The organism is Pseudaeromonas paramecii, assembly GCF_039540575.1.
Lineage (GTDB): Bacteria > Pseudomonadota > Gammaproteobacteria > Enterobacterales > Aeromonadaceae > Pseudaeromonas > Pseudaeromonas paramecii.
This window is the reverse complement of the sequence record NZ_BAABFC010000021.1, coordinates 1-18,268: the sequence shown is the minus strand read 5'-3', so window position 1 is coordinate 18,268 and position 18,268 is coordinate 1. Positions and strand designations below refer to the sequence as shown.

19 protein-coding genes are annotated in these 18,268 nt (G+C 64.9%); 4 read left to right on the top strand and 15 right to left on the bottom strand.

Annotated elements, in window-relative coordinates; genetic code table 11:
• Positions 1–34: 34 nt before the first annotated feature.
• Both ABD847_RS14050 and metB read right to left on the bottom strand, forming a co-directional pair.
• Positions 35–2,464: a bifunctional aspartate kinase/homoserine dehydrogenase II gene (locus ABD847_RS14050; RefSeq protein ID WP_345014119.1), complete on the bottom strand. Its 2,430-nt coding sequence runs from the start codon at positions 2,462–2,464 to the stop codon at positions 35–37.
• A 35-nt stretch (positions 2,465–2,499) separates the two neighbouring features.
• On the bottom strand, positions 2,500–3,669 hold the full coding sequence (gene metB, locus ABD847_RS14045; RefSeq protein ID WP_345014117.1) for a cystathionine gamma-synthase: 1,170 nt from the start codon (positions 3,667–3,669) through the stop codon (positions 2,500–2,502).
• Positions 3,670–3,827: 158 nt separating this feature from the next.
• On the opposite strand from metB, the gene metJ reads away from it, so the two are divergent.
• The gene (gene metJ, locus ABD847_RS14040; protein ID WP_345014115.1) at positions 3,828–4,148 is read left to right on the top strand and encodes a met regulon transcriptional regulator MetJ; all 321 of its coding nucleotides are present in this window, start codon (positions 3,828–3,830) and stop codon (positions 4,146–4,148) included.
• On the opposite strand, the gene nudE is transcribed toward metJ, so the two are convergent.
• Positions 4,145–4,720 carry an ADP compounds hydrolase NudE gene (gene nudE / locus ABD847_RS14035; protein ID WP_345014113.1) on the bottom strand — a complete coding sequence of 192 codons (576 nt, stop codon included), beginning with the start codon at positions 4,718–4,720 and terminating at the stop codon, positions 4,145–4,147. The genes metJ and nudE overlap by 4 nt on opposite strands.
• A 72-nt stretch (positions 4,721–4,792) precedes the next feature.
• On the opposite strand from nudE, the gene yrfG reads away from it, so the two are divergent.
• A complete protein-coding gene (yrfG, locus tag ABD847_RS14030) occupies positions 4,793–5,476 on the top strand; it encodes a GMP/IMP nucleotidase (protein ID WP_345014111.1) in 684 nt (227 codons plus the stop codon).
• Here the strand turns inward: yrfG and ABD847_RS14025 are convergent.
• The 12 genes from ABD847_RS14025 to gspC are packed head-to-tail and all read right to left on the bottom strand — an operon-like array spanning position 5,460 to position 16,499.
• Positions 5,460–6,215 (bottom strand): type II secretion system protein N, encoded by a 756-nt coding sequence (locus ABD847_RS14025; RefSeq protein ID WP_345014109.1) that lies wholly within the window; start codon positions 6,213–6,215, stop codon positions 5,460–5,462. The two genes, yrfG and ABD847_RS14025, sit on opposite strands and share 17 nt — an antisense overlap.
• Positions 6,212–6,703, bottom strand: a complete 492-nt coding sequence (gene gspM, locus ABD847_RS14020) for a type II secretion system protein GspM (protein WP_345014107.1) — start codon at positions 6,701–6,703, stop codon at positions 6,212–6,214. Before gspM ends, ABD847_RS14025 begins: the two co-directional genes overlap by 4 nt.
• The gene (gene gspL, locus ABD847_RS14015) at positions 6,700–7,884 is read right to left on the bottom strand and encodes a type II secretion system protein GspL (protein ID WP_345014105.1); all 1,185 of its coding nucleotides are present in this window, start codon (positions 7,882–7,884) and stop codon (positions 6,700–6,702) included. The genes gspM and gspL overlap by 4 nt, the downstream gene beginning before the upstream one ends.
• Positions 7,881–8,879 (bottom strand): type II secretion system minor pseudopilin GspK, encoded by a 999-nt coding sequence (gene gspK, locus ABD847_RS14010; protein ID WP_345014103.1) that lies wholly within the window; start codon positions 8,877–8,879, stop codon positions 7,881–7,883. The genes gspL and gspK overlap by 4 nt, the downstream gene beginning before the upstream one ends.
• Positions 8,876–9,490 carry a type II secretion system minor pseudopilin GspJ gene (gspJ, locus tag ABD847_RS14005; protein WP_345014101.1) on the bottom strand — a complete coding sequence of 205 codons (615 nt, stop codon included), beginning with the start codon at positions 9,488–9,490 and terminating at the stop codon, positions 8,876–8,878. Before gspJ ends, gspK begins: the two co-directional genes overlap by 4 nt.
• On the bottom strand, positions 9,477–9,836 hold the full coding sequence (gspI, locus tag ABD847_RS14000) for a type II secretion system minor pseudopilin GspI (protein WP_345014099.1): 360 nt from the start codon (positions 9,834–9,836) through the stop codon (positions 9,477–9,479). Before gspI ends, gspJ begins: the two co-directional genes overlap by 14 nt.
• Positions 9,833–10,483 (bottom strand): type II secretion system minor pseudopilin GspH, encoded by a 651-nt coding sequence (gene gspH / locus ABD847_RS13995; protein ID WP_345014097.1) that lies wholly within the window; start codon positions 10,481–10,483, stop codon positions 9,833–9,835. Before gspH ends, gspI begins: the two co-directional genes overlap by 4 nt.
• A 3-nt stretch (positions 10,484–10,486) precedes the next feature.
• A complete protein-coding gene (gspG, locus tag ABD847_RS13990; protein ID WP_345014095.1) occupies positions 10,487–10,927 on the bottom strand; it encodes a type II secretion system major pseudopilin GspG in 441 nt (146 codons plus the stop codon).
• A 21-nt stretch (positions 10,928–10,948) separates the two neighbouring features.
• Positions 10,949–12,169: a type II secretion system inner membrane protein GspF gene (gspF, locus tag ABD847_RS13985; RefSeq protein ID WP_345014092.1), complete on the bottom strand. Its 1,221-nt coding sequence runs from the start codon at positions 12,167–12,169 to the stop codon at positions 10,949–10,951.
• A 2-nt stretch (positions 12,170–12,171) separates the two neighbouring features.
• Positions 12,172–13,674, bottom strand: coding sequence for a type II secretion system ATPase GspE (gene gspE / locus ABD847_RS13980; RefSeq protein WP_345014195.1), 1,503 nt, complete (start codon positions 13,672–13,674; stop codon positions 12,172–12,174).
• 20 nt (positions 13,675–13,694) lie between these two features.
• Entirely contained in the window at positions 13,695–15,647 is a 1,953-nt protein-coding gene (gene gspD, locus ABD847_RS13975; RefSeq protein ID WP_425568470.1) for a type II secretion system secretin GspD, read from the bottom strand.
• Positions 15,648–15,677: 30 nt separating this feature from the next.
• A complete protein-coding gene (gene gspC / locus ABD847_RS13970) occupies positions 15,678–16,499 on the bottom strand; it encodes a type II secretion system protein GspC (protein WP_345014088.1) in 822 nt (273 codons plus the stop codon).
• Positions 16,500–16,765: 266 nt separating this feature from the next.
• Between gspC and hslR the strand changes: the two genes are divergently transcribed.
• Positions 16,766–17,164, top strand: a complete 399-nt coding sequence (hslR, locus tag ABD847_RS13965) for a ribosome-associated heat shock protein Hsp15 (RefSeq protein WP_345014086.1) — start codon at positions 16,766–16,768, stop codon at positions 17,162–17,164.
• A 20-nt stretch (positions 17,165–17,184) separates the two neighbouring features.
• Positions 17,185–18,063, top strand: a complete 879-nt coding sequence (gene hslO / locus ABD847_RS13960; protein WP_345014084.1) for an Hsp33 family molecular chaperone HslO — start codon at positions 17,185–17,187, stop codon at positions 18,061–18,063.
• Positions 18,064–18,268 lie beyond the last annotated feature (205 nt).

The window sequence follows — 18,268 nt, the reverse complement described above, 5'->3', positions numbered from 1 at the left end:
TGCCCGGGCCGCCCCTTGTCGCGGTGCGCAAGGGTTACAAGGCCAGGCACACCTGCCACAGATCCGCCTGTACCGCAGCGGCCGTCACCTCGCGCCCCGCGCCGGGCCCCTGGATGATGAGCGGCGCCAGGCGGTAGCAATCGGTCTCGATGGCAAAAATATTGTCACAGGGCCGCAGATTGGCAAACACATGGTGCGGATCCAGCGCCTCCAACCCCACCCGCGCCGAGCCGTTACGCTCCAGCCGCGCCACGTAGCGCAGTACCTTGCCCTGGGACTGGGCCTCCTCCAGCTCATCCAGCAGGATGTCGTCCAGCTCGCCGAGCCGCTCCATGAACTGTTCCGGCTTCACCGCCTTGAGGCCCGGCGGCACCAGCCCCTTGAGGCTGATGTGCTCCGGCTCCAGCTCGAAGCCCGCCTCCCGCGCCAGGATCAGCAGCTTGCGCCGCACGTCCTGGCCGGAGAGATCCTCCCGGGGATCCGGCTCGGTGAGACCCCGCTGCCAGGCCCGCTCCACCAGGGTGGAGAAGGGCACAGTGCCGTCGTACTGCTGGAACAGCCAGCTCAGGGTGCCGGAGAAGATGCCGCTGATGCCCTGCACCTTCTCGCCGGACTGCTGCAGCATCTGGATGCTGGACTGTACCGGCAGGCCGGCCCCCACGGTGGCGTTGTAGCCCCAGTAGAGCTGGTGGTCGGCGAAACTCTGCTTCACCTTCTGGTAGAACTCGGCCTCGGCCGCGCCGGCAAACTTGTTGGCGGTGATGAGGTGCGCCCCCAGCTGGGCGAACTCGGGGTAGCGACGGCTGAGCTCTGTGCTGGCGGTGAGATCCAGCACCACCAGGTGATCGAAGGGGTGCTGCTCCAGCTGCTGCTGCAGGGTCGGCCAGTCGTAGGCCTGCGGCTCGAACTGCTCCAGCAGGCGCGCCGGATCCAGCCCCTCCTCGCTCAAGACACCGCCGCGGGAGTCGAATACCCCATAGAGGGTGAACTGCAGCGGATGGGCCGCCTCCAGCCGGGCCTTGTCCCGGGCAAACAGCCCCAGCCACTGGCTGCCGATGTTGCCCTTGCCAAACAGCACCAGGCCCACCTTGTGCACCTGATCAAACAGGCTCTCGTGCAGGGCCAGCAGCAAGGGTTCCAGGGTCACCTCGCGGATGAGGGCCACCAGGCTCAGGCCATCCCGGCCGGTCTGCACAAACTCCAGGGGCTGATCGGCCAGCAGACGGTAGAAGCGGTGACACTGTTCGGCGTTGTCGCAGACCCCGGCCCCCACCAGCCCCACCAGGCTGTAGCCCTCCCGCTGGCTCAGGGCGGTGAAGCCGCCTTCGAGCTGGGAGTCCTGCAGCAGGGCGAAGGCGCCGCTGACGGTTTCCAAGGTGTAGGCCAGCCGCAGCAGCTTGCGATCCGCCTGCTGATGGGCGGTCAGCGGCGACAGCTGATGGCGGGCCAGCAGGGCCTCTATCTCCCCCACTGCCTCGGCATAGGGCACCTGGGGCAGGATCTTCAGCTCGATGAGGGCCACCTGCTCCACCGAGGTGACGATGCGGGCGCCCTTCACCAGGGCCTGCTTGCGCAGTATGTGGGTGGCGCCCCCCTCCGGGTCATAGCTGCAGCGCAGGCTGAGGCGCTGGCTGCTGGCCAGCAAGGGCTGCAGGGTGCGGGAGTGCAGCACGGGCGCCCCCAACCGGGCCAGCTCGTTGGCCTCGGCCAGCGAGAGGCGCTCCAGCAGACGGGCCGCCTTCACCTGACGGGGATCGGCACTGTAGACCCCGGCCACGTCGCTCCAGATGGTGGTGGCTTCGGCACCGGCCAGGGCACCGATCAGGGTGGCGGAATAGTCGGAACCGTTGCGCCCCAGCAGCAGGGTGCGCCCCTGGGCATCGGCGGCGATGAAGCCGGTGATCACCACGGTCTGCTGGCCCAGCCGGCTCAATTGTTCGGTGAGGCGCTGGCCGGAGACCGCCACGTCGACCCGGGCCAGAGCGGCCTCCTCGGCCAGCAGAAACTCGCGGGCATCCAGCCAGGCGGCCTGATTGCCCCGCTCCTCCAGCAGGGCGGCCAGCAGGCGGGCGGACCAGACCTCGCCGTGAGCCAGCACATAGTGGCGCTGGTAACTGTCCAACCGGCTCTCCAGCAGCCGACCGATCTGCTGCAGATCCGTCATGAGCTGGCTGCTGAGCCGCTGGCGGCGCTCCCCGTCCAGCAGACCGTCGATCAGGCCCTGCTGGTAGCCCTGCAGGGCGGCGAGGGCATCGGCGGCGGCATGGTCGCCGCTGGCCACCAGCTCCATCAGCTCCAGCAGCCGGTTGGTGGTCTTGCCGGCGGCGGAGACCACCACCAGCGGATGCAGGCCGGCCTGCTGTTCGATCAAGCCGGCGACCCGCCGATAGCAGGCGGGATCCGCCAGACTGCTGCCACCAAACTTATGGACCTGACGGCCCTGGCTGCTTTCCTGGATGGACATGGTGTTACCTCGTTACCACTGCAAGTTGTTGACTATCAGGCGCCCAGCGCCGCCACGGCGGCGAAGCCGCGCCGCAGATCTTCGACCAAATCGTCCGCATGCTCAATGCCGATGGACAGGCGCAGCAGCTGATCCGAGATGCCGGCCACCTTGCGCGCCTCCGGATCCATGCCGGCATGGGTCATGCTGGCCGGGTGGGCCACCAGGCTCTCCACCCCACCCAGAGACTCCGCCAGACAGAACAGCTCCAGGGCGCCGAGGAAAGCCTCCAGCTGGGGTTGGCTCACCTCCAGCTCGAAGCTCAGCATGGCGCCGAAGCCCTGCTGTTGCCGACAGGCGATCGCGTGTCCCGGGTGACTGGGCAGGCTGGGATGATACAGGGTCTTGACCAGGGGTTGGGTCTGCAGGAAGGCCAGCACCTGCTGGGCGTTCTCCAGGTGGGTGCGCAGTCGGGGCGCCAGGGTACGCAGGCCCCGCAGGGTCAGGTAGGCATCGAAGGCGCCGCCGGTCAGCCCCAGGCAGTTGCCCCACCAGGCCAGTTGCTCGGCCAGCTCCGGGGTCTTGGCGATGGCCACGCCCCCCACCACATCGGAGTGACCATTGAGGTACTTGGTGGTGGAGTGCACCACTATGTCCGCCCCCAGGGCCAGGGGTTGCTGCTGCAGCGGCGTCAGGAAGGTGTTGTCCACCGCGACGGTGGCGCCCACCGCCTGAGCCTGCTGGCACAGCTTGGCCACGTCCACCACCCGCAGCAGCGGGTTGGAGGGGGTCTCGATCCAGATAAGCTTGGGCCCCTGGGCCAAGGCGGCCTGCCAGGCGGCATCGTCACCCTGATCGACGAACAGCACCCGATAGTGGCCCTTGGCCGCCACGTGCTGGAACAGGCGGTAGGTGCCGCCGTAACAGTCATGGGGCGCGATCAGCAGATCGCCGGCATTCAGCAGGGCCGTGGCCACCAGGTGGATGGCCCCCATGCCGGTGCCGGTCACCACGGCGCCGGCACCGCCTTCCAGGGCGGCCAGCGCCTCCGCCAGGGTCTGGCGGGTGGGATTGCCGGAGCGGCTGTAGTCGAAGGCCCGCTTCTGGCCGTAGCCGGCGAAGGTGTAGTTGGTGGAAAGGTAAATCGGGGGCACGACGGCACCGTGCTGGCCGTCGCTGGCGATCCCCGCCTTGACGGCGTGGGTCTGAGGTTTGAACTGAGCCATGGCACTCCTCGCGTTGGCTGGCGGCATTGCGCTCACCTTACGTGAGGGCAAAAAAGCCGTCAATACTTCTAGACGTCTAAAAGGCTTTGCCTATGGATTGCCACGACAAACCATAAGGGTTAAACTTGCTGCCCATCCTTTACGACCGCAGGTAGAGCATGAAAACCGAGTGGAACGGCGATTACGTCAGCCCTTATGCCGAGCACGGCAAGAAGAGTGAGCAGGTCAAGAAGATCACCGTCTCTATCCCCACCAAGGTGCTGAAGATCCTCACCGACGAACGCACCCGCCGCCAGGTCAACAACCTGCGTCATGCCACCAACAGCGAACTGCTGTGCGAAGCCTTTTTGCATGCCTTCACCGGCCAGCCCCTACCGGGCGATGAAGACCTGCGCAAGGACAGACCCGACGACATACCCACCCAGGCCAAGGAAATCATGCTGGCCCTGGGCAAGCCCATCGAATCCTACGACGACTAGGCCGGCGGTTCGCCTGCCGACTGTGCCTGCAGATAACCCAGCGCCAGCAACAGGGCGGCCACGCTGCGGGCATTGTTGAAGTCCGGCGCCGACAACAGCTCCTGTGCCCGGCTTAACGGCCAGGTCACCAGCTCCAAGGGCTCCGGCTCGTCCCCTTCCCGCAGCTCGGGATAGAGATCCCTCGCCAGCAGCACCGTCATGCTGCTGGCAAAAAACTCCGGCACCAGATTCAGGGTCTTCAGGGCCACCAGCTCACGGGCACCGTAGCCCGTCTCTTCCATCAGCTCGCGGTTGCCCGCCTCCGGCGCCGTCTCCCCGGCATCGATCAGCCCCTTGGGAAACCCCAGCTCGTAGCTGTGGGTGCCGGCGGCATATTCACGCACCAGCAGCAGGGTATCGTCCCCCAGCAGAGGCACCAGCATGACGCCGCCGCGATGACCGCCCGCCATGCGTTCGTACACCCGCTCGGCGCCATTTTCGAAGCGCAGGTGCACCGCCTCCACCTTGAACAACCGGCTCTCGGCCACCAGCTCGCGCTTGAGGACATCCGGTTTGACTCTGTGCTGTTTCATACCCTGGTTCGGCATATAATCGCCGCCTCTTGCCCCGTGGGGCGATTAAAACAAACTTGCACAAGGAATACCATGTTAGCCTGGCGCCACATCGACACCGTCCTGCTGGACATGGACGGCACCCTGATCGATCTGCACTTCGACAACCACTTCTGGCAGCAGCTGGTGCCGGCGCGCTGGGGGGCTGCTCGCGGGCTGGATCTGGAGGAGGCCCGGGCGGCCCTGGATCCTGTGTTTGCCGCCGTGGCCGGCACCCTCGACTGGTACTGTCTGGACTACTGGCGCGACACGCTCGGCCTGGACATCCTCGGCCTCAAGCAGGAGATAGCCGAGAAGATCCGCTGGCGCCCCGACGCCCGTCCTTTCTTGGAGGCCCTGCGGCTGAGCGGCCGTCGCTGTTACCTGTTTACCAATGCCCACCCGGACAGCCTGGCGCTGAAACTCAAGCGCACCGGGCTGGATCGTTATCTGGACGGACTCTACTCCACCCATGGCTTTGGTGTCAGCAAGGAAGATCAGGGCTGTTGGCAGGCACTGCGGCAGACGCTGGCCTTCGACCCGGCCCGCACCCTGTTTGTGGATGACTCGCCCCGCATCCTGGCGGCGGCAGGCGAGTTCGGCATCGGCCACCGGCTGGGGATACTCAACCCCGACAGCCAGCGGCCACGCCAGGTGATGGCCGACGTGCCGGGGATCTGCGATTACGGCTGCCTGATCCCCGCGCTGCTGGCCAATCCGGTCAGAGCCGACCGTTGACGTTAAGGGTCACGACGCCGCGGCTGTCCGGGCGTCCCAGCATGGCCAGGGTACTGCGCATGTCCGCCGGCATGGCCGGCCCCGGGGTCAGCTTGCCCTTGAACTGGTAGCGGCCATCCCAGCCCCACTCCCCTTCACCGCTGAGGCTCAGGCTATCGCTGCTTTGTTGCAGTTTGCCGATGAGCTTGCCGCCACGGCAGCTTAGGGTCAGCACAGGCTCGCCCAGAGGCAATTCACCCGCCGGGGTCAACAGGCTGGCGCCACGCCAGCGCAGGGTGCCCTTCACCGCCTCGCAGCCCTTGGCCGTCAGGCTGGCCTCCGGCAGGCTCAACTGCAGCTGACCGCTGCCCTGCAATGGGATGGGCAGCGGCAGGCGGGGCACCAGATCCTCGGCATCCAGGCTGACTTGCCAGCCCTCCAGGCTCAGCTGCCCCCCCAGGCCAACGCTGGCCACCCCCTGGCCGTTGAGCCCCTGGCGGCGGCCGAACTCCAGCTCCAGGCTGGGGGCGAGCCACAACAGACTGGTGACCGGCAGGTGCCAGCGGACACGATCCAGCTGCTCGGGGCCCCAACGCAGTCGATCCACTTCGCCACGCCACAAGGAACCCTGCACCCCCTCAAGCCGCAGGGGCGCCGGCAACGGCAGGGCATTGACCACCGCCTGGGCCGGCAGCTGGGCCAGCAGGAAACCGAGATAACACAAGAGGCTCAGCAGGCCACCCAACCACCATGACTTCATGAACGGCGCTCCAGAACCAAACGTCTCACCTTCACCTCGCCCTTGATCTCCGGCAGGGCCGCCAGCTCCAGCGCAGCGACGGTGACGCCATACTGCTCCTCCAACTGACGCACCCACTCCAGCCAGCGATCAAACGGCAGGCGCTCTATCTCCACCTGCACCTGGCCGGACAGGGACTGCATGCGGGTCAGGGTGATCTTGGCCCGGCTGGCGCTCTGGTTCACCACCGACTCCAGTGACCCGGACAGATCCACTTTGGCGCCGCCCTGGCGCTGCAGGCTGAGCACCCGCCCCCCCTGCTCCTGCATCCAGGCCAGGGTGGCCTGTTGCTTGGCCACCCGCGCGCGACTCGCCTCCAGACCACTCTGGAAGGGCTGCCACAGCCCCCAGTAGAGGATGGCCAGCAGCAGGGCGCCGCCGCCCAGCAGCAGCAGGCGGCGTTCCCGCTCGCTCAGGGTCTGCCAGCGCTGTATCCATGTCTGCATCATGACTTGCTCCTCAGGATCAGGGTGCCGGTGACCCGATTGCCCTCGCTGCGTAGCTCGGCCGGTTTCACCTCAAAGGTATCCGCCACCTGGGCCCGGAAACGCTCGAAACTGTCAAAGCCGGCGGCGGACATCTGCATGCGCAGCTCCTGCTGCTTGCCGTCGTAGCGCAGGGTCAGAGGGCGCAGATCCGGCAACTTGGCCAGCACAGGATGCAGTTGCTGCAGCATCTGCAGCAGCCCCTGCTGGCCGGCGGCCCCCTCCAGCACCGCCAGGTGCTGTTTCAGCTGACTGCGCGGATCAATGAGCCGCTTGTCTGCCGGGAACAGCTGACGGTAGACGCCGTCGATCTGCACCTTGAGGGCCTGCTCCTGCTGCGCCAGTTGCCAGCGCTCGCTGCCCAGATTGGCCAGCACCACCAGCAGGCAGACGCCGGCGGCGATGGCCACCTTGCGCCAGGGCTGCCACAGGCGAGCCCATTCCGGTTGCCGGCGATGGGCCCCGGTGAGCAGGTTGGCCCGGTTGCCCAGCACACCGGCTGCCAGCAGCTGCATGGCCAGCACGGGCGGCTCGGCCTGCCACTCACCCGGCGCGCCGTCCGGCACAGGGCCATAGCTGGCGATCCTGGGAGTCGGATCGATGCGCACCAGCAGGGGATCCAGCCAGTCCGGCTCCACCACCATGCCGGCACTGGCACTGCGGCGGATCAGCCACTGTCCCTCCAACGGCACGGCGCTCCAGCGATCGTCCTGCCAGGGCAGACAGAGCACATCCGGCAACAGGCTGCGGGCTTGCAGGCCCGTCTCCGTCAACCACGCCAGCCAGCTGTCCATCCGCTTGTTTTCCACCGCCACCAGATCCACCTGCTGGCCCTGCTGCTCCAGCAGTACCAGGTGCAGGGCGTCCACGTCGGAGGCCAGCTCCTCTTCCAGCAGGTAGGGCAGCGCCTTGAGGGACTGACGGGTCAGGCGGCCCGGCACCGTCACCTGGCGAAACGCCAGGTCGGCGGCGCTCACCAGCACATGCAGCGGCCGACCGCCGGCCCGCTCATGCAGCTGGTTCAGGTGCGCGGCGCCGGGCAGCACGCCGCTGGCGATGACCTCATCCCCCGCCGGATCCCAGACCAGCCAGGGAATGGGGTCCCTGGCCTGGCTGCCCAGCCGAATTACCACTATTTCGCTCACTCCAGCCCTCCGTATTGCCGGCGGATCACTTTCAACTTGTTGGCATCGGTCCGCATAAACAGGCTGCGCATCAGCAGGCGCCGCTCGTCGGTTCGATATTCGATCAGGGCATCAAAGTAATTACTCTTGATCGTGATGACATTGCTGGGCTTATCCCCCAGGCCACTGAGGTTGGTGATGGCCTCCTCGGCCAAAAACTCGCTGGTGGTGTTCCAACCGTCCGACGACCGCTCCTCAATCAGCTTGCGAGCCTCATCCACCTCCAGCCGCTCCAGGAACAGGGCAGACAGCAGGGGCGCCTGGGCGGGCCGCAGAGTATTGACGTTCACCGCCAGGCTGGTGGTGGGCAGGGCACAGATATAGGGCTCCAGCCGCCGGTATAGCTCGGCGCTCACCCCCCGCACCGCCCGCAGCTCGGTGACATCCTGCATCAGGGTGTTGCCCGGCAGGTAGGGTACCGGCAGCCCCTCGTAATAGCTGTCCTCGGCACCGTTGCTGGAGACCAGATCACTGTCACTGTCGATCCAGTCCCGCAGGGCCTCGGTGATCTGGGTGGCGGTGAAAGACTCCACATCCAGGGCCATCAGCAGATGCCGAAACACCTGGGCCTCGTAGGGCAGGTTGCCCTCGCCGTCGTCGTTGTCGTCCACGCCCGTGGTGCCGGCATTGATGCCGTTGAGGTTGTAACAGGCTTGGCCATCCCGCACCTGGCCGGCCAACTGGTCACCGTTATCCAGCGGAAACACCTGGCCGTCGGTGGCCCAGTACTGGGACAAGTCCGTCTTGTTGGGCTGATCCTTGATGTCCTGCAGCAAGGTTTTGGCCACCAGGGCCTCGCCGCTGCGCACAAACCAGTAACCGGAGAGGCTCAGCTGCTGGGCGGCGCTGCGCTGCATGGCCAGAAAGAAGCGGCTGCTCATGTTACCGGCCACCAGCATCATCAGCGCCAGGATCAGCAGTACCACCAGCAGGGCGACGCCGGACTGCCGCCTCATGAGCCGCTCTCCACCAGGGTGAACACCCGGCGGATGCTGCCGTAATCCTCCAGCTCCAGGGTGACCTCGATGCCGGTGGGCAGGCGGCTGGTGTCGCTCCAGCTCTCCAGCCAACGGTTTTGCCAGTAACGCAGCTTAAAGCCGGTGACCCGGCTCAGCAGGCTGGCTTCCTGAGGCTCGGTGCCGATCACGGGATCCGGGAACAGGTAGCTGAGCCGCTGCAGCTTACCCTCCATGAGGCGAAAGCCCACCCACTGCAGGTTGGAGCGAGGGAGCTGGGCGCCGGGGTTGAGCCAGCCGGTATGCACGAAGGCGACGGCATCTCCCTCGCTCTGCAGTTCGGCGGCATTGACCCGGATGACCTCGGTGCTGGCCTCCCCGGACACCCGAACCGGCCGCGGCACCGCCTGCTGGAAGTCCCGCGCCAGCACGGCAAACGCCCGCTGCACCTCTCCCATCCTGCTCACCTGGGTGCGGGTCACCTCATCGTTACGCAGCACTCCCTGCAGCACCTGATAGGCAGCCAGGCTCATGCTGGCGAAGATGGCGATGGCCAGCAGCACCTCCAACAGGGTGAAGCCCTTAGCGGGCTGGTGGTTATTGATTGACATAGCTGCGCAGGGTCACCAGGGGTGACTCGTCCTTCTCCTCGGCCCGCACCTCTACATCCAGGGCACGGAAACTGTCATCGGCGGTCTGCACCCCCTGCCAGCGCCAGTACCAGGTGCGACCGGCCATCTCCTCCTTGCCGTTGACCCAGCTCAGGCTGGGCCACTTGCCCTCCAGGCGCCGTTCGGCCATCTGGTTGTCCGCCACCCAGTTGGCAAAGGTGCGACTCTCCAGATAGCCCAGGCCACTCACCTGGTCACCGGCACTCTTCACCAGGGCCAGGCCCGCCACGGCAAATACGGCCAGGGCCACCATCACCTCCAGGAGCGTCATGCCGGCCGCTTTCATTTATCTGCCGCCTCTATCTCATCACCCTGCAACAGGGTGAACTGGCCCAGCTCGTCGGCGCGGATCTGCCGCGTCTGGTCGGCGTCGGCCTCGACGCTGCTCAGCGTCAGGGAGAAGGGGGTCACTTCACCACCGGGTAGGAACAGCACTTGCGGATCCGCCTGCTGCCCCTCGGGCAACACGCCCCAATCCCGATCGGAGGAGACCAGCCGGCTCTCCTCGGTTTCCAGCTGCAGGCCCCCTACCGTCAGACTCAGGCTCAGGCTGTCTCCATAGTCCCGTTTGGCCGGGAACTTGCCCTGCTCGTAGGGCACCCACTCCAGGTTGTTCCAGTCCAGCCCCTGATCCAGGGGCGCGGCACTGCTGACCGCACCCTGCGCCTCGGCGCTGGTCTTGGTACGGCGGATCAGAAACTGATAGCCGTGCTCATCGACCCGCAGCCCCAGGGTGCGGCCTTCCAGCACCGACTGCTCGGCAGCCAGCTGCACCGTGGCCAGCAGCCGCTCGCTCTCGCTGCGCAGATCCTGCACCTTGCCCTGGGACCCCATGCCGGGCAGCGACAGTATGGCGATGCCCACGGCACAGCCGAGGATCACCACCACCAACATGATTTCAATCAGGGTGAAGCCCGTTTGGCGACGCGGCATGGATCAGTTATCCGCCTTCTCGCCGTCCAGGTTCCAGTTACCTATGTCGTCCTCGGTGCCGGACTCACCATCGAGTCCCATGGAGAAGACGTCAATCTTGCCGTGCTCGCCCGGGCTCAGCATCTGGTAGGCGTTGCCCCAGGGATCCATGGGCAGACGCTTGATGTAACCATCGTCACGGTAGTTGCGCGGTGCCGGATCCGACTCGGGTTTGGTGACCAGCGCATCCAGCCCCTGTTCCGTGGTGGGGTAACGGCTGTTGTCCAGCTTGTACATGTCCAGGGCATTTTCCAGCGCCACTATGTCGCTGACCGCCTTCTGGCGATCCGCCTTCTCCTTGTTGCCCATCAGATTGGGCACCACCAGGCTGGCCAGGATGCCGAGGATGACGATGACGACCATGATTTCCAGCAGGGTAAAGCCGCGCTGACGACGAGTTTGCATAAGGGTCTCCCGATAGATGAATTACTGACTAACCATATTGTTGAGCTGCAGTATGGGCTGCAGTATGGACATGACGATAAAGAGCACCACTGCGGCCATGCCCACCACCAGCAGCGGTTCGAAGACGCCCAGGGCCATGTTGACCTGCCCCTCGAATTCCCGATCCTGGTTGTCCGCCGCCCGGGCCAGCATGCTGTCCAACTCGCCACTGCGCTCGCCGGAGGCGATCATGTGCAGCATCATGGGGGGGAACAGCTTGGTGTTGTCCAGGGCCGCACGCAGGCTGGTGCCTTCCCGTACCCGCTCGGCGGCTTCCGCCAGCTTGGCCCGGGCAAAGTCGTTGGCCAGCACCTGGCCGCTGATCTTCATGCCTTCCAGCAGGGGCACGGCACTGGAGTTCAGGATGCTCAAGGTACGGGCGAAGCGCGCCGTGTTGAGGCCGCGGCTGACCCGGCCGATGACCGGTAGGCGCAGCAACAGGGCATGATAATGGATGCGGCGCTCCGGCGCCTTGTTCCACCAGGCAAACAGCAGACCCAAGGCCGCCAGCAGCATCAACAGGAACAGTCCATAGTCCCGCAGGAAATCACTGGCGCCGATGAGAAACCGGGTGCTGGCCGGCAGCTGCTGCTTCATGTGAATGAACTGCTCCACCACCTTGGGCACCACTGAGGTGAGCAGCACACTGATGACGCCGATGGCCACCAGGGTCAGCACGGTCGGGTAGATCATGGCCTGCATCAGCTTGCCCTGCAGCTGCTGCCGCTGCTCCGTGTAGTCCGCCAGCCGGTTGAGCACAGTGTCCAGGTGACCGGACTTCTCGCCCGCCGCCACCATGGCGCGATAGAGCTGATCGAAGGCGCCGGGGAAGCCCGCCATGGCATCGGCCAACGAGTGGCCCTCCACCACCTTGCTGCGCACCGCGGCAATCAGGCTGCGCAGGCGTGGCTTCTCGCACTGTTGCGACACCGCCTTCAAGGCCTCTTCGATGGGCAGGGCCGCCGCCACCAGGGTGGCCAGCTGACGGGTGATCAGGGCCAGATCCTTGGTGCCGATACGGGGGCGGAACAGGCTGAAGCTGCGCCCCTCCTGACGGGCCAGTTCACTGGCCTCGTTCACCTCGATGGGGGTCAGCCCCATCTCCCGCAGCTGCTGGCGCACCTGGCGGGCAGAGTCGGCCTCCAGCACCCCCTGCTTCTTGCGACCCTTGGCGTTGAGGGCCTGATAGGCATAGGCGGCCATGGTTAGTCCTCCCGGGTCACGCGCAACACCTCTTCGAGGCTGGTGATGCCGGCCAGCACCTTGTCCAGGCCGTCATGGCGGATGCTGGGGGTATGGTCGCGGATCAGTCGCTCTACCTGCATCTCCCCTTCCCCGGCATGGATGGCCTCGCGCACGTGCTCGTCCACCAGCAACAGCTCGTGGATGCCGGTCCGGCCGCGATAGCCGGTCTGGTTGCAGGCCTCGCAGCCACTGGGGCGGTAGATGACCTGATGGCTGTCGGCGGCCAGCCCCAGCAGCTCTCGCTCCTGGGCGTTGGGTTCATGGGGCGCCTTGCAATGGGGGCACAGGGTGCGCACCAGGCGCTGGGCCAGCACCGCCAGCAGGGAGGTGGAGAGCAAGAAGGGCTCTATGCCCATGTCCCGCAACCGGGTGATGGCACCGATGGCGGTGTTGGTGTGCAGGGTGGACATCACCAGGTGACCGGTGAGGGAGGCCTGCACGGCGATCTGCGCCGTCTCCAGGTCACGGATTTCCCCCACCATCACCACATCCGGATCCTGACGCAGTATGGCCCGCAGCCCTCGGGCGAAGGTCATGTCGACCTTGCTGTTGACCTGGGTCTGGCCGACGCCTTCCAGGTCGTATTCGATAGGGTCCTCCACCGTGAGGATGTTGCGATCCCGGGAGTTGATCTCCGACAGGGCGGCATACAGGGTGGTGGACTTGCCCGAACCCGTGGGCCCGGTCACCAAGATGATGCCGTGGGGCTTGCGGATGAGATCCGAGATATGGGCGCGGTTGGCCACCGTCATGCCCAGCTGCTTGAGCTCCAGCCGCACGCTGTTCTTGTCCAGCAGCCGCAGCACCACCCGTTCGCCGTGGCTGGAAGGCATGGTGGAGACCCGCACGTCCACCGCCCGACCACCGATGCGCAGGGCGATACGGCCATCCTGGGGCACCCGCTTCTCGGCGATGTCCAGCTTGGCCATGACCTTGATCCGCGACACCAGCAGGGAGGCCAAGCGCCGTTGCGGCTTGAGGATCTCCCGCAGCACGCCGTCGATACGAAAGCGGATCACCAGCTGGCGCTCGAAGGTCTCGATGTGAATGTCCGACGCCTCTTCCTTGATGGCCTCGCTCAACATGGCGTTGATCAGGCGGATGATGGGGGCATCGTCGTCGGCATCCAGCAGATCTTCGTTCTCCGGCATCTCTTCGGCCAGGGTGAAGAAGTCCATCTCGTTGCCCAGATCCTCCATCAGCTGACGCGCCTCGGACGAGTCACGCTGATAGCATTCGGTCAGCTGTTCATCGAACGCCTCGCCATCGAGCCACTGCACCGTGAAGGGGCCACCGGCCAACCGGCGCACCTCCAGCATGGCCTCGGGCCGCACGTCATGCCGGCACAACAGCAGGCGGCCCTGGGGCCGCTCCAGCAATATGACGCCCTGATCCCGGGCAAAGGCAAAGTGCAACCGGAAGGCATCCCGCGGCGGCTCGTCCTCGCCCAGGGCGTGAGGCAGATCCCCTAAGATGGCGTCACTCACTGGCTGCCCCCGTCATAGACCGAAGGGCTCAGATTGTCGCCGCCGTATTCCGGCAATATGGCGCTATCCTGAGACGGGAATAGGCTGGAGCCGGCCTCCTTGTCCGCCAGCTGGCGGGCACGGAACAGGTTGTATTTGGTGGAGGAGATGCTGTCGTAGGAGCCGGCGTCGCGCAGTATGGTCGGCCGGATAAACACCATCAGGTTCTGCTTGGACTTGCTGTTGCTGGTGGAGCGGAACAGGTTGCCCAGCAAGGGAATGTCCCCCAGCAGCGGCACCTTGGAGACGGTTTCCGTGGTGCCATCGCTCAGCAGGCCGCCCAGCACCACCGTCTGACCGCTCTTCACCAGCACGGCATTGCTGATGGTGCGGGTGTTGAAGGTGGAGCCCAGATCCGAGCTGGTACTGCTGGTGGAGTCCGCCACGCTGGAAACCTCTTGCTCGATCTCCAACAGCACAGAATCCCCTTCGTTGATCTGGGGCGTCACCTTGAGCTTGGTGCCCACCGTCTTGCGTTCCACCGTGCTGTAGACACTGCCGGTGGATGAGGTCTGGGAGCCGGTGGTCACCGGCACTTCCTGACCTATGTTGATGGTGGCTTCCTTGTTGTCCAGGGTGACTATGCTGGGGGTGGCCAGCAGGTTGCTCTTGGTGTTACTGGACAAGGCGGTGAGCAGGGCGCCCCAGTTGCCGGAATAGAAGCCCGCTGCCAAGCCGTTGAAGGAAGACAGGGATTTCAACACATCGCTGCTGATCTCGCCGTCGTTCTGGTAGTCCAGCGCCCCTTGCACCACGGTACTGGTGGGCAGACCGGTGTTGGTGAACTGGGTACCGCCACCATAGCGGTTAACCCACTGTACCCCCAGGCTCAGGGCATCGCCGTCCTGCACCTCCACTATGATGGCTTCCACCAGCACCTGGGCACGGCGGATGTCCAAACGGGCGATGACCTTCTCCAGCTCGCCCATCACGTCCGGCTCGGCGGTGATCACCAGGGCATTGGTCTGCTCGTCTGCATCTATGCTCATGTTGCTCTTGGCGCTGGTGGCCCCCTTGGCCTGCTGCTTCTCGGACTCGACGGTCTTGCTCACGCCGCCCAGCACGGCCGCGAGATCCTTCGCCTTGGCATACTTGAGGTAGAAGACCCGGGTATTGCCCTGGGTTTCCTGATCCCGGTCCAGCTGGCGCACCAGCTGTAGCACCCGCTGCCGCGACTTGGGTTCGCCGCTCACCACCACGGAATTGGTGCGCTCATCGGCCACCACCTTGGGGGTCAGCACAGAGCTGACGCTGTTCTTGCCATCTTCCTTGGTGAGGGTATTCACCAGGCGGACTATCTCGGTGGCGGAGGCATACTTGAGCTTGACGATGTCCACGTCCTGATCGCCCACCCGGTCCACCCGGCGGACGATATCCACCAGGCGGTTGACCACGGCGGCGCGGCCGGTGATCAGCAGGACGTTGGAGGGTTCATAGTGCACCACGTTGCCGCCGCCGGCGTTGTCGTTGAGCTGACGCAACAGGGGAGCCAGTTCCCGCACCGAGACGTTGCGCACCGGCACCACCCGGGTCACCATCTCGTCGCCCATGCCCGGCTGGCCATCGTCCACCACGGGAATGGCCGAGGTCTTGGCGTCCTTGGCGCGCACCACCTTGAGCACGCCATTGTCCATGGGCACCACGGCAAAGCCATAAACATCCAGCACGCTGAGGAAGAACTGGTAGTACTGCTCGTCGTTGAGCAGGTCATAGCTGCGGACGTTGATCTTGCCGCGCACCGAGGGCTCTATGATGATGGTCTTGCCCAGATTCTTACCGACAGTGTTGATGAACTCTTCGATGTCGGTGCCCTTGAAGCTGGCCGAAAATTCGGCCGCCGGGCTCATGGCTGGGGCCATCAAGACCGCCGCCAGCAGACAGGCGCGCCAGCTTGCCTTACTTCTTGTCATCATTTACCGCTCGACTCCCTGAAATATTCGTTATTGTTGCAGTGACACCGACAGGCTCTGCTGTACGCCATCGCGCTCTATCGTCATTTCCAGCTGGCCAACCTCTTTCATCTGCTGCATGGCCTGCATGGCCTGCGCCGGATCCCGCAGATCGTAACCATTGATATTGAGCGCCAGGTCATTGGGTTGCAGCCCCAGGCTGCCGAACAGCTCCGGCTTCTTGCCGGGATTCAGACGATAGCCCTTGAGCACATTGTCCTCCCGCACCGGGGAGATGGTGATGTAATCCAGCAACTGTGCCGGATTGTCGTTGATATTGTCCCGCAGGTCGGACAGATTCTCCTCCTGCGGCCGGCCCGGCGGTGGCGGCATGCTGCTGCGGGGCGCGGTGGCGCTCTCCGTATCCAGCATCAAGGTCTCATCACGCCCCTGATTGTCGATGATGATCCGATCCGGCAACACGGCGCGCAATTTGGCCGGGGTACCGTCAATCTTGTCACCAATAAGATAACTGGCCTGATTGCTGCCCTGAGCCACGATGGCAATGGAGCGCTTGGGATCCGTGCTGGCCAGCAGCCCGGTCAGGGTAATGTTGAGCTTGGTTTTGGGGGCCGACAGGCTCACCTGCTCCGGCGGGAGCAGCTCGCCCCCCTGGGCCGCCCCCGAACGCGGTTCTGGCTTGCCAAACAGTGCCAAGCGTTGCAACGGCCCCAGATCCAGGCGCTCGGGGCCCTGCCCCACCTGTGCCGCCGGCGCCAGCCGGACCGGGCGATCGGCGGTTTGCAAGCCAGGCCACCAGCGCCAGGTCAGCTGGGCCAGTTGCTGGGTACAAAGCAGGATCAGCAGCCACATGCTTATTTGGCTCCAGCGGGAAAGGGACACCCACCCAAACAACGCCAACAGACTCTTGTACTGCTCCATGCCTCATCCTTTGTAAAACGTTCAACCCACCACCGACACAGGGTCGGGCGGCTGTAGCCGGGTATTCTCACCCGGGCCCTGGCCGCTGACAACCCATTGAGGGGGACAGGGATCTAATTCCTGACACAAGGGCGCCCATTGGACTGTTATAATCCGCCAATATGACGTTCATTCTGGTTAAGCCTTGAGATTTCAGCATGCCAGCCCCACATAACGACGACGATGGCCTGCGCCTGGACAAATGGCTCTGGGCCGCCCGCTTCTATAAGACCCGAGCCCTGGCCCGGGCCATGATCGAAGGGGGCAAGGTGCACTATAACGGTCAGCGCGCCAAACCCAGCAAGCAGGTGGAGCTAGGCGCCCGCCTGAAGCTGTGGCAGGGCGACGAGGAAAAAGAAATCGAGATCCGCGGGCTCAGCGGCCAGCGACGGCCCGCCGACGAGGCCCAGCGTCTCTACCAGGAGACCGCCGACAGCCTGGCCCGCCGGGAGCGCAATGCCGAGGCACGACGCCTGGGCAGCCTCCACTCCCCCAAACCCGATACCAAACCCGACAAGAAGCAGCGGCGGGATCTGCTGCGCTGGAAACAGGGTTAACCGCCAAGATGAGAGACACTATGCACACTCAGGATCAACTGCATCGCTTCCTGTTCGAACACCACCAGGTGCGGGGCGAGCTGGTACAGCTCAACGATACCTTCGGCAAGATGATTGCCGCCCAGGCGTATCCCCTGCCGGTTCAGACCCTGCTGGGGGAGTTGCTGGTGGCCAGCAGCCTGCTAACCGCCACACTGAAGTTCGAAGGCTCCATCACCATACAGGTGCAGGGCAACGGCCCGGTACGCTTTGCGGTGATCAATGGTGACCACCTGCAACAGCTGCGTGGTGTGGCCCGCTGGGAGGGCGAGCTGCCCGCCGACGGCGACCTTCGCACCCTGGTGGGCGAAGGCCAGATCGTCATCACCATCACCCCGGACGAGGGAGAGCGCTACCAGGGGATAGTCGCGCTCACGGGTGACAGCCTGGCCAGCAGCCTGGAAGCCTACTTCGCCCAATCCGAGCAGCTGCCTACCCGCATCTGGATCCATACCGGCATGCACCTGGGTCAACCCAAGGCGGCCGGCATGCTGCTGCAGACCCTGCCCGCCAGCCACGAGGAGCATGCCGAGGACTTCGATCACCTGCAGCAGCTCACCGACACCATCAAGGCCGAGGAGCTGTTCAGCCTGCCCGCCGAAGAGATCCTCTATCGCCTCTATCACCAGGAGGATGTGCGCCTGTTCGAGCCCCAGCCGGTGAGCTTCCGCTGCACCTGCTCCCGGGAGCGCTGCGCCAACTCGCTGCTGCAGCTGGGCGAACAGGAGACCCGCGAGCTGCTGGCCGAGCAGGGCAACATAGACATGCACTGCGACTACTGCGGCAGTCACTATCGCTTCGACGCAATCGACGTTGAAGCCCTGTTCGCCGGCGGCCACAGCAGCCCCTCGCTCCAGTAACAACACCTCTCGTTAGACCAAAAGGGCAGAATTATCTGCCCTTTTTTCATGATCTGACCGACAAAAATGGAATGCTGGATCTTTGAGCAACGTCGCTTTAATGCCGAGGTGGACTGCTAGACTCGGAGCTAGTTGTGATCTCTCTGTAGGTTGTTCACTCGGGGCATTCCCGGAGAATTGGAGGCGCCAACCAAACCAATCAGCC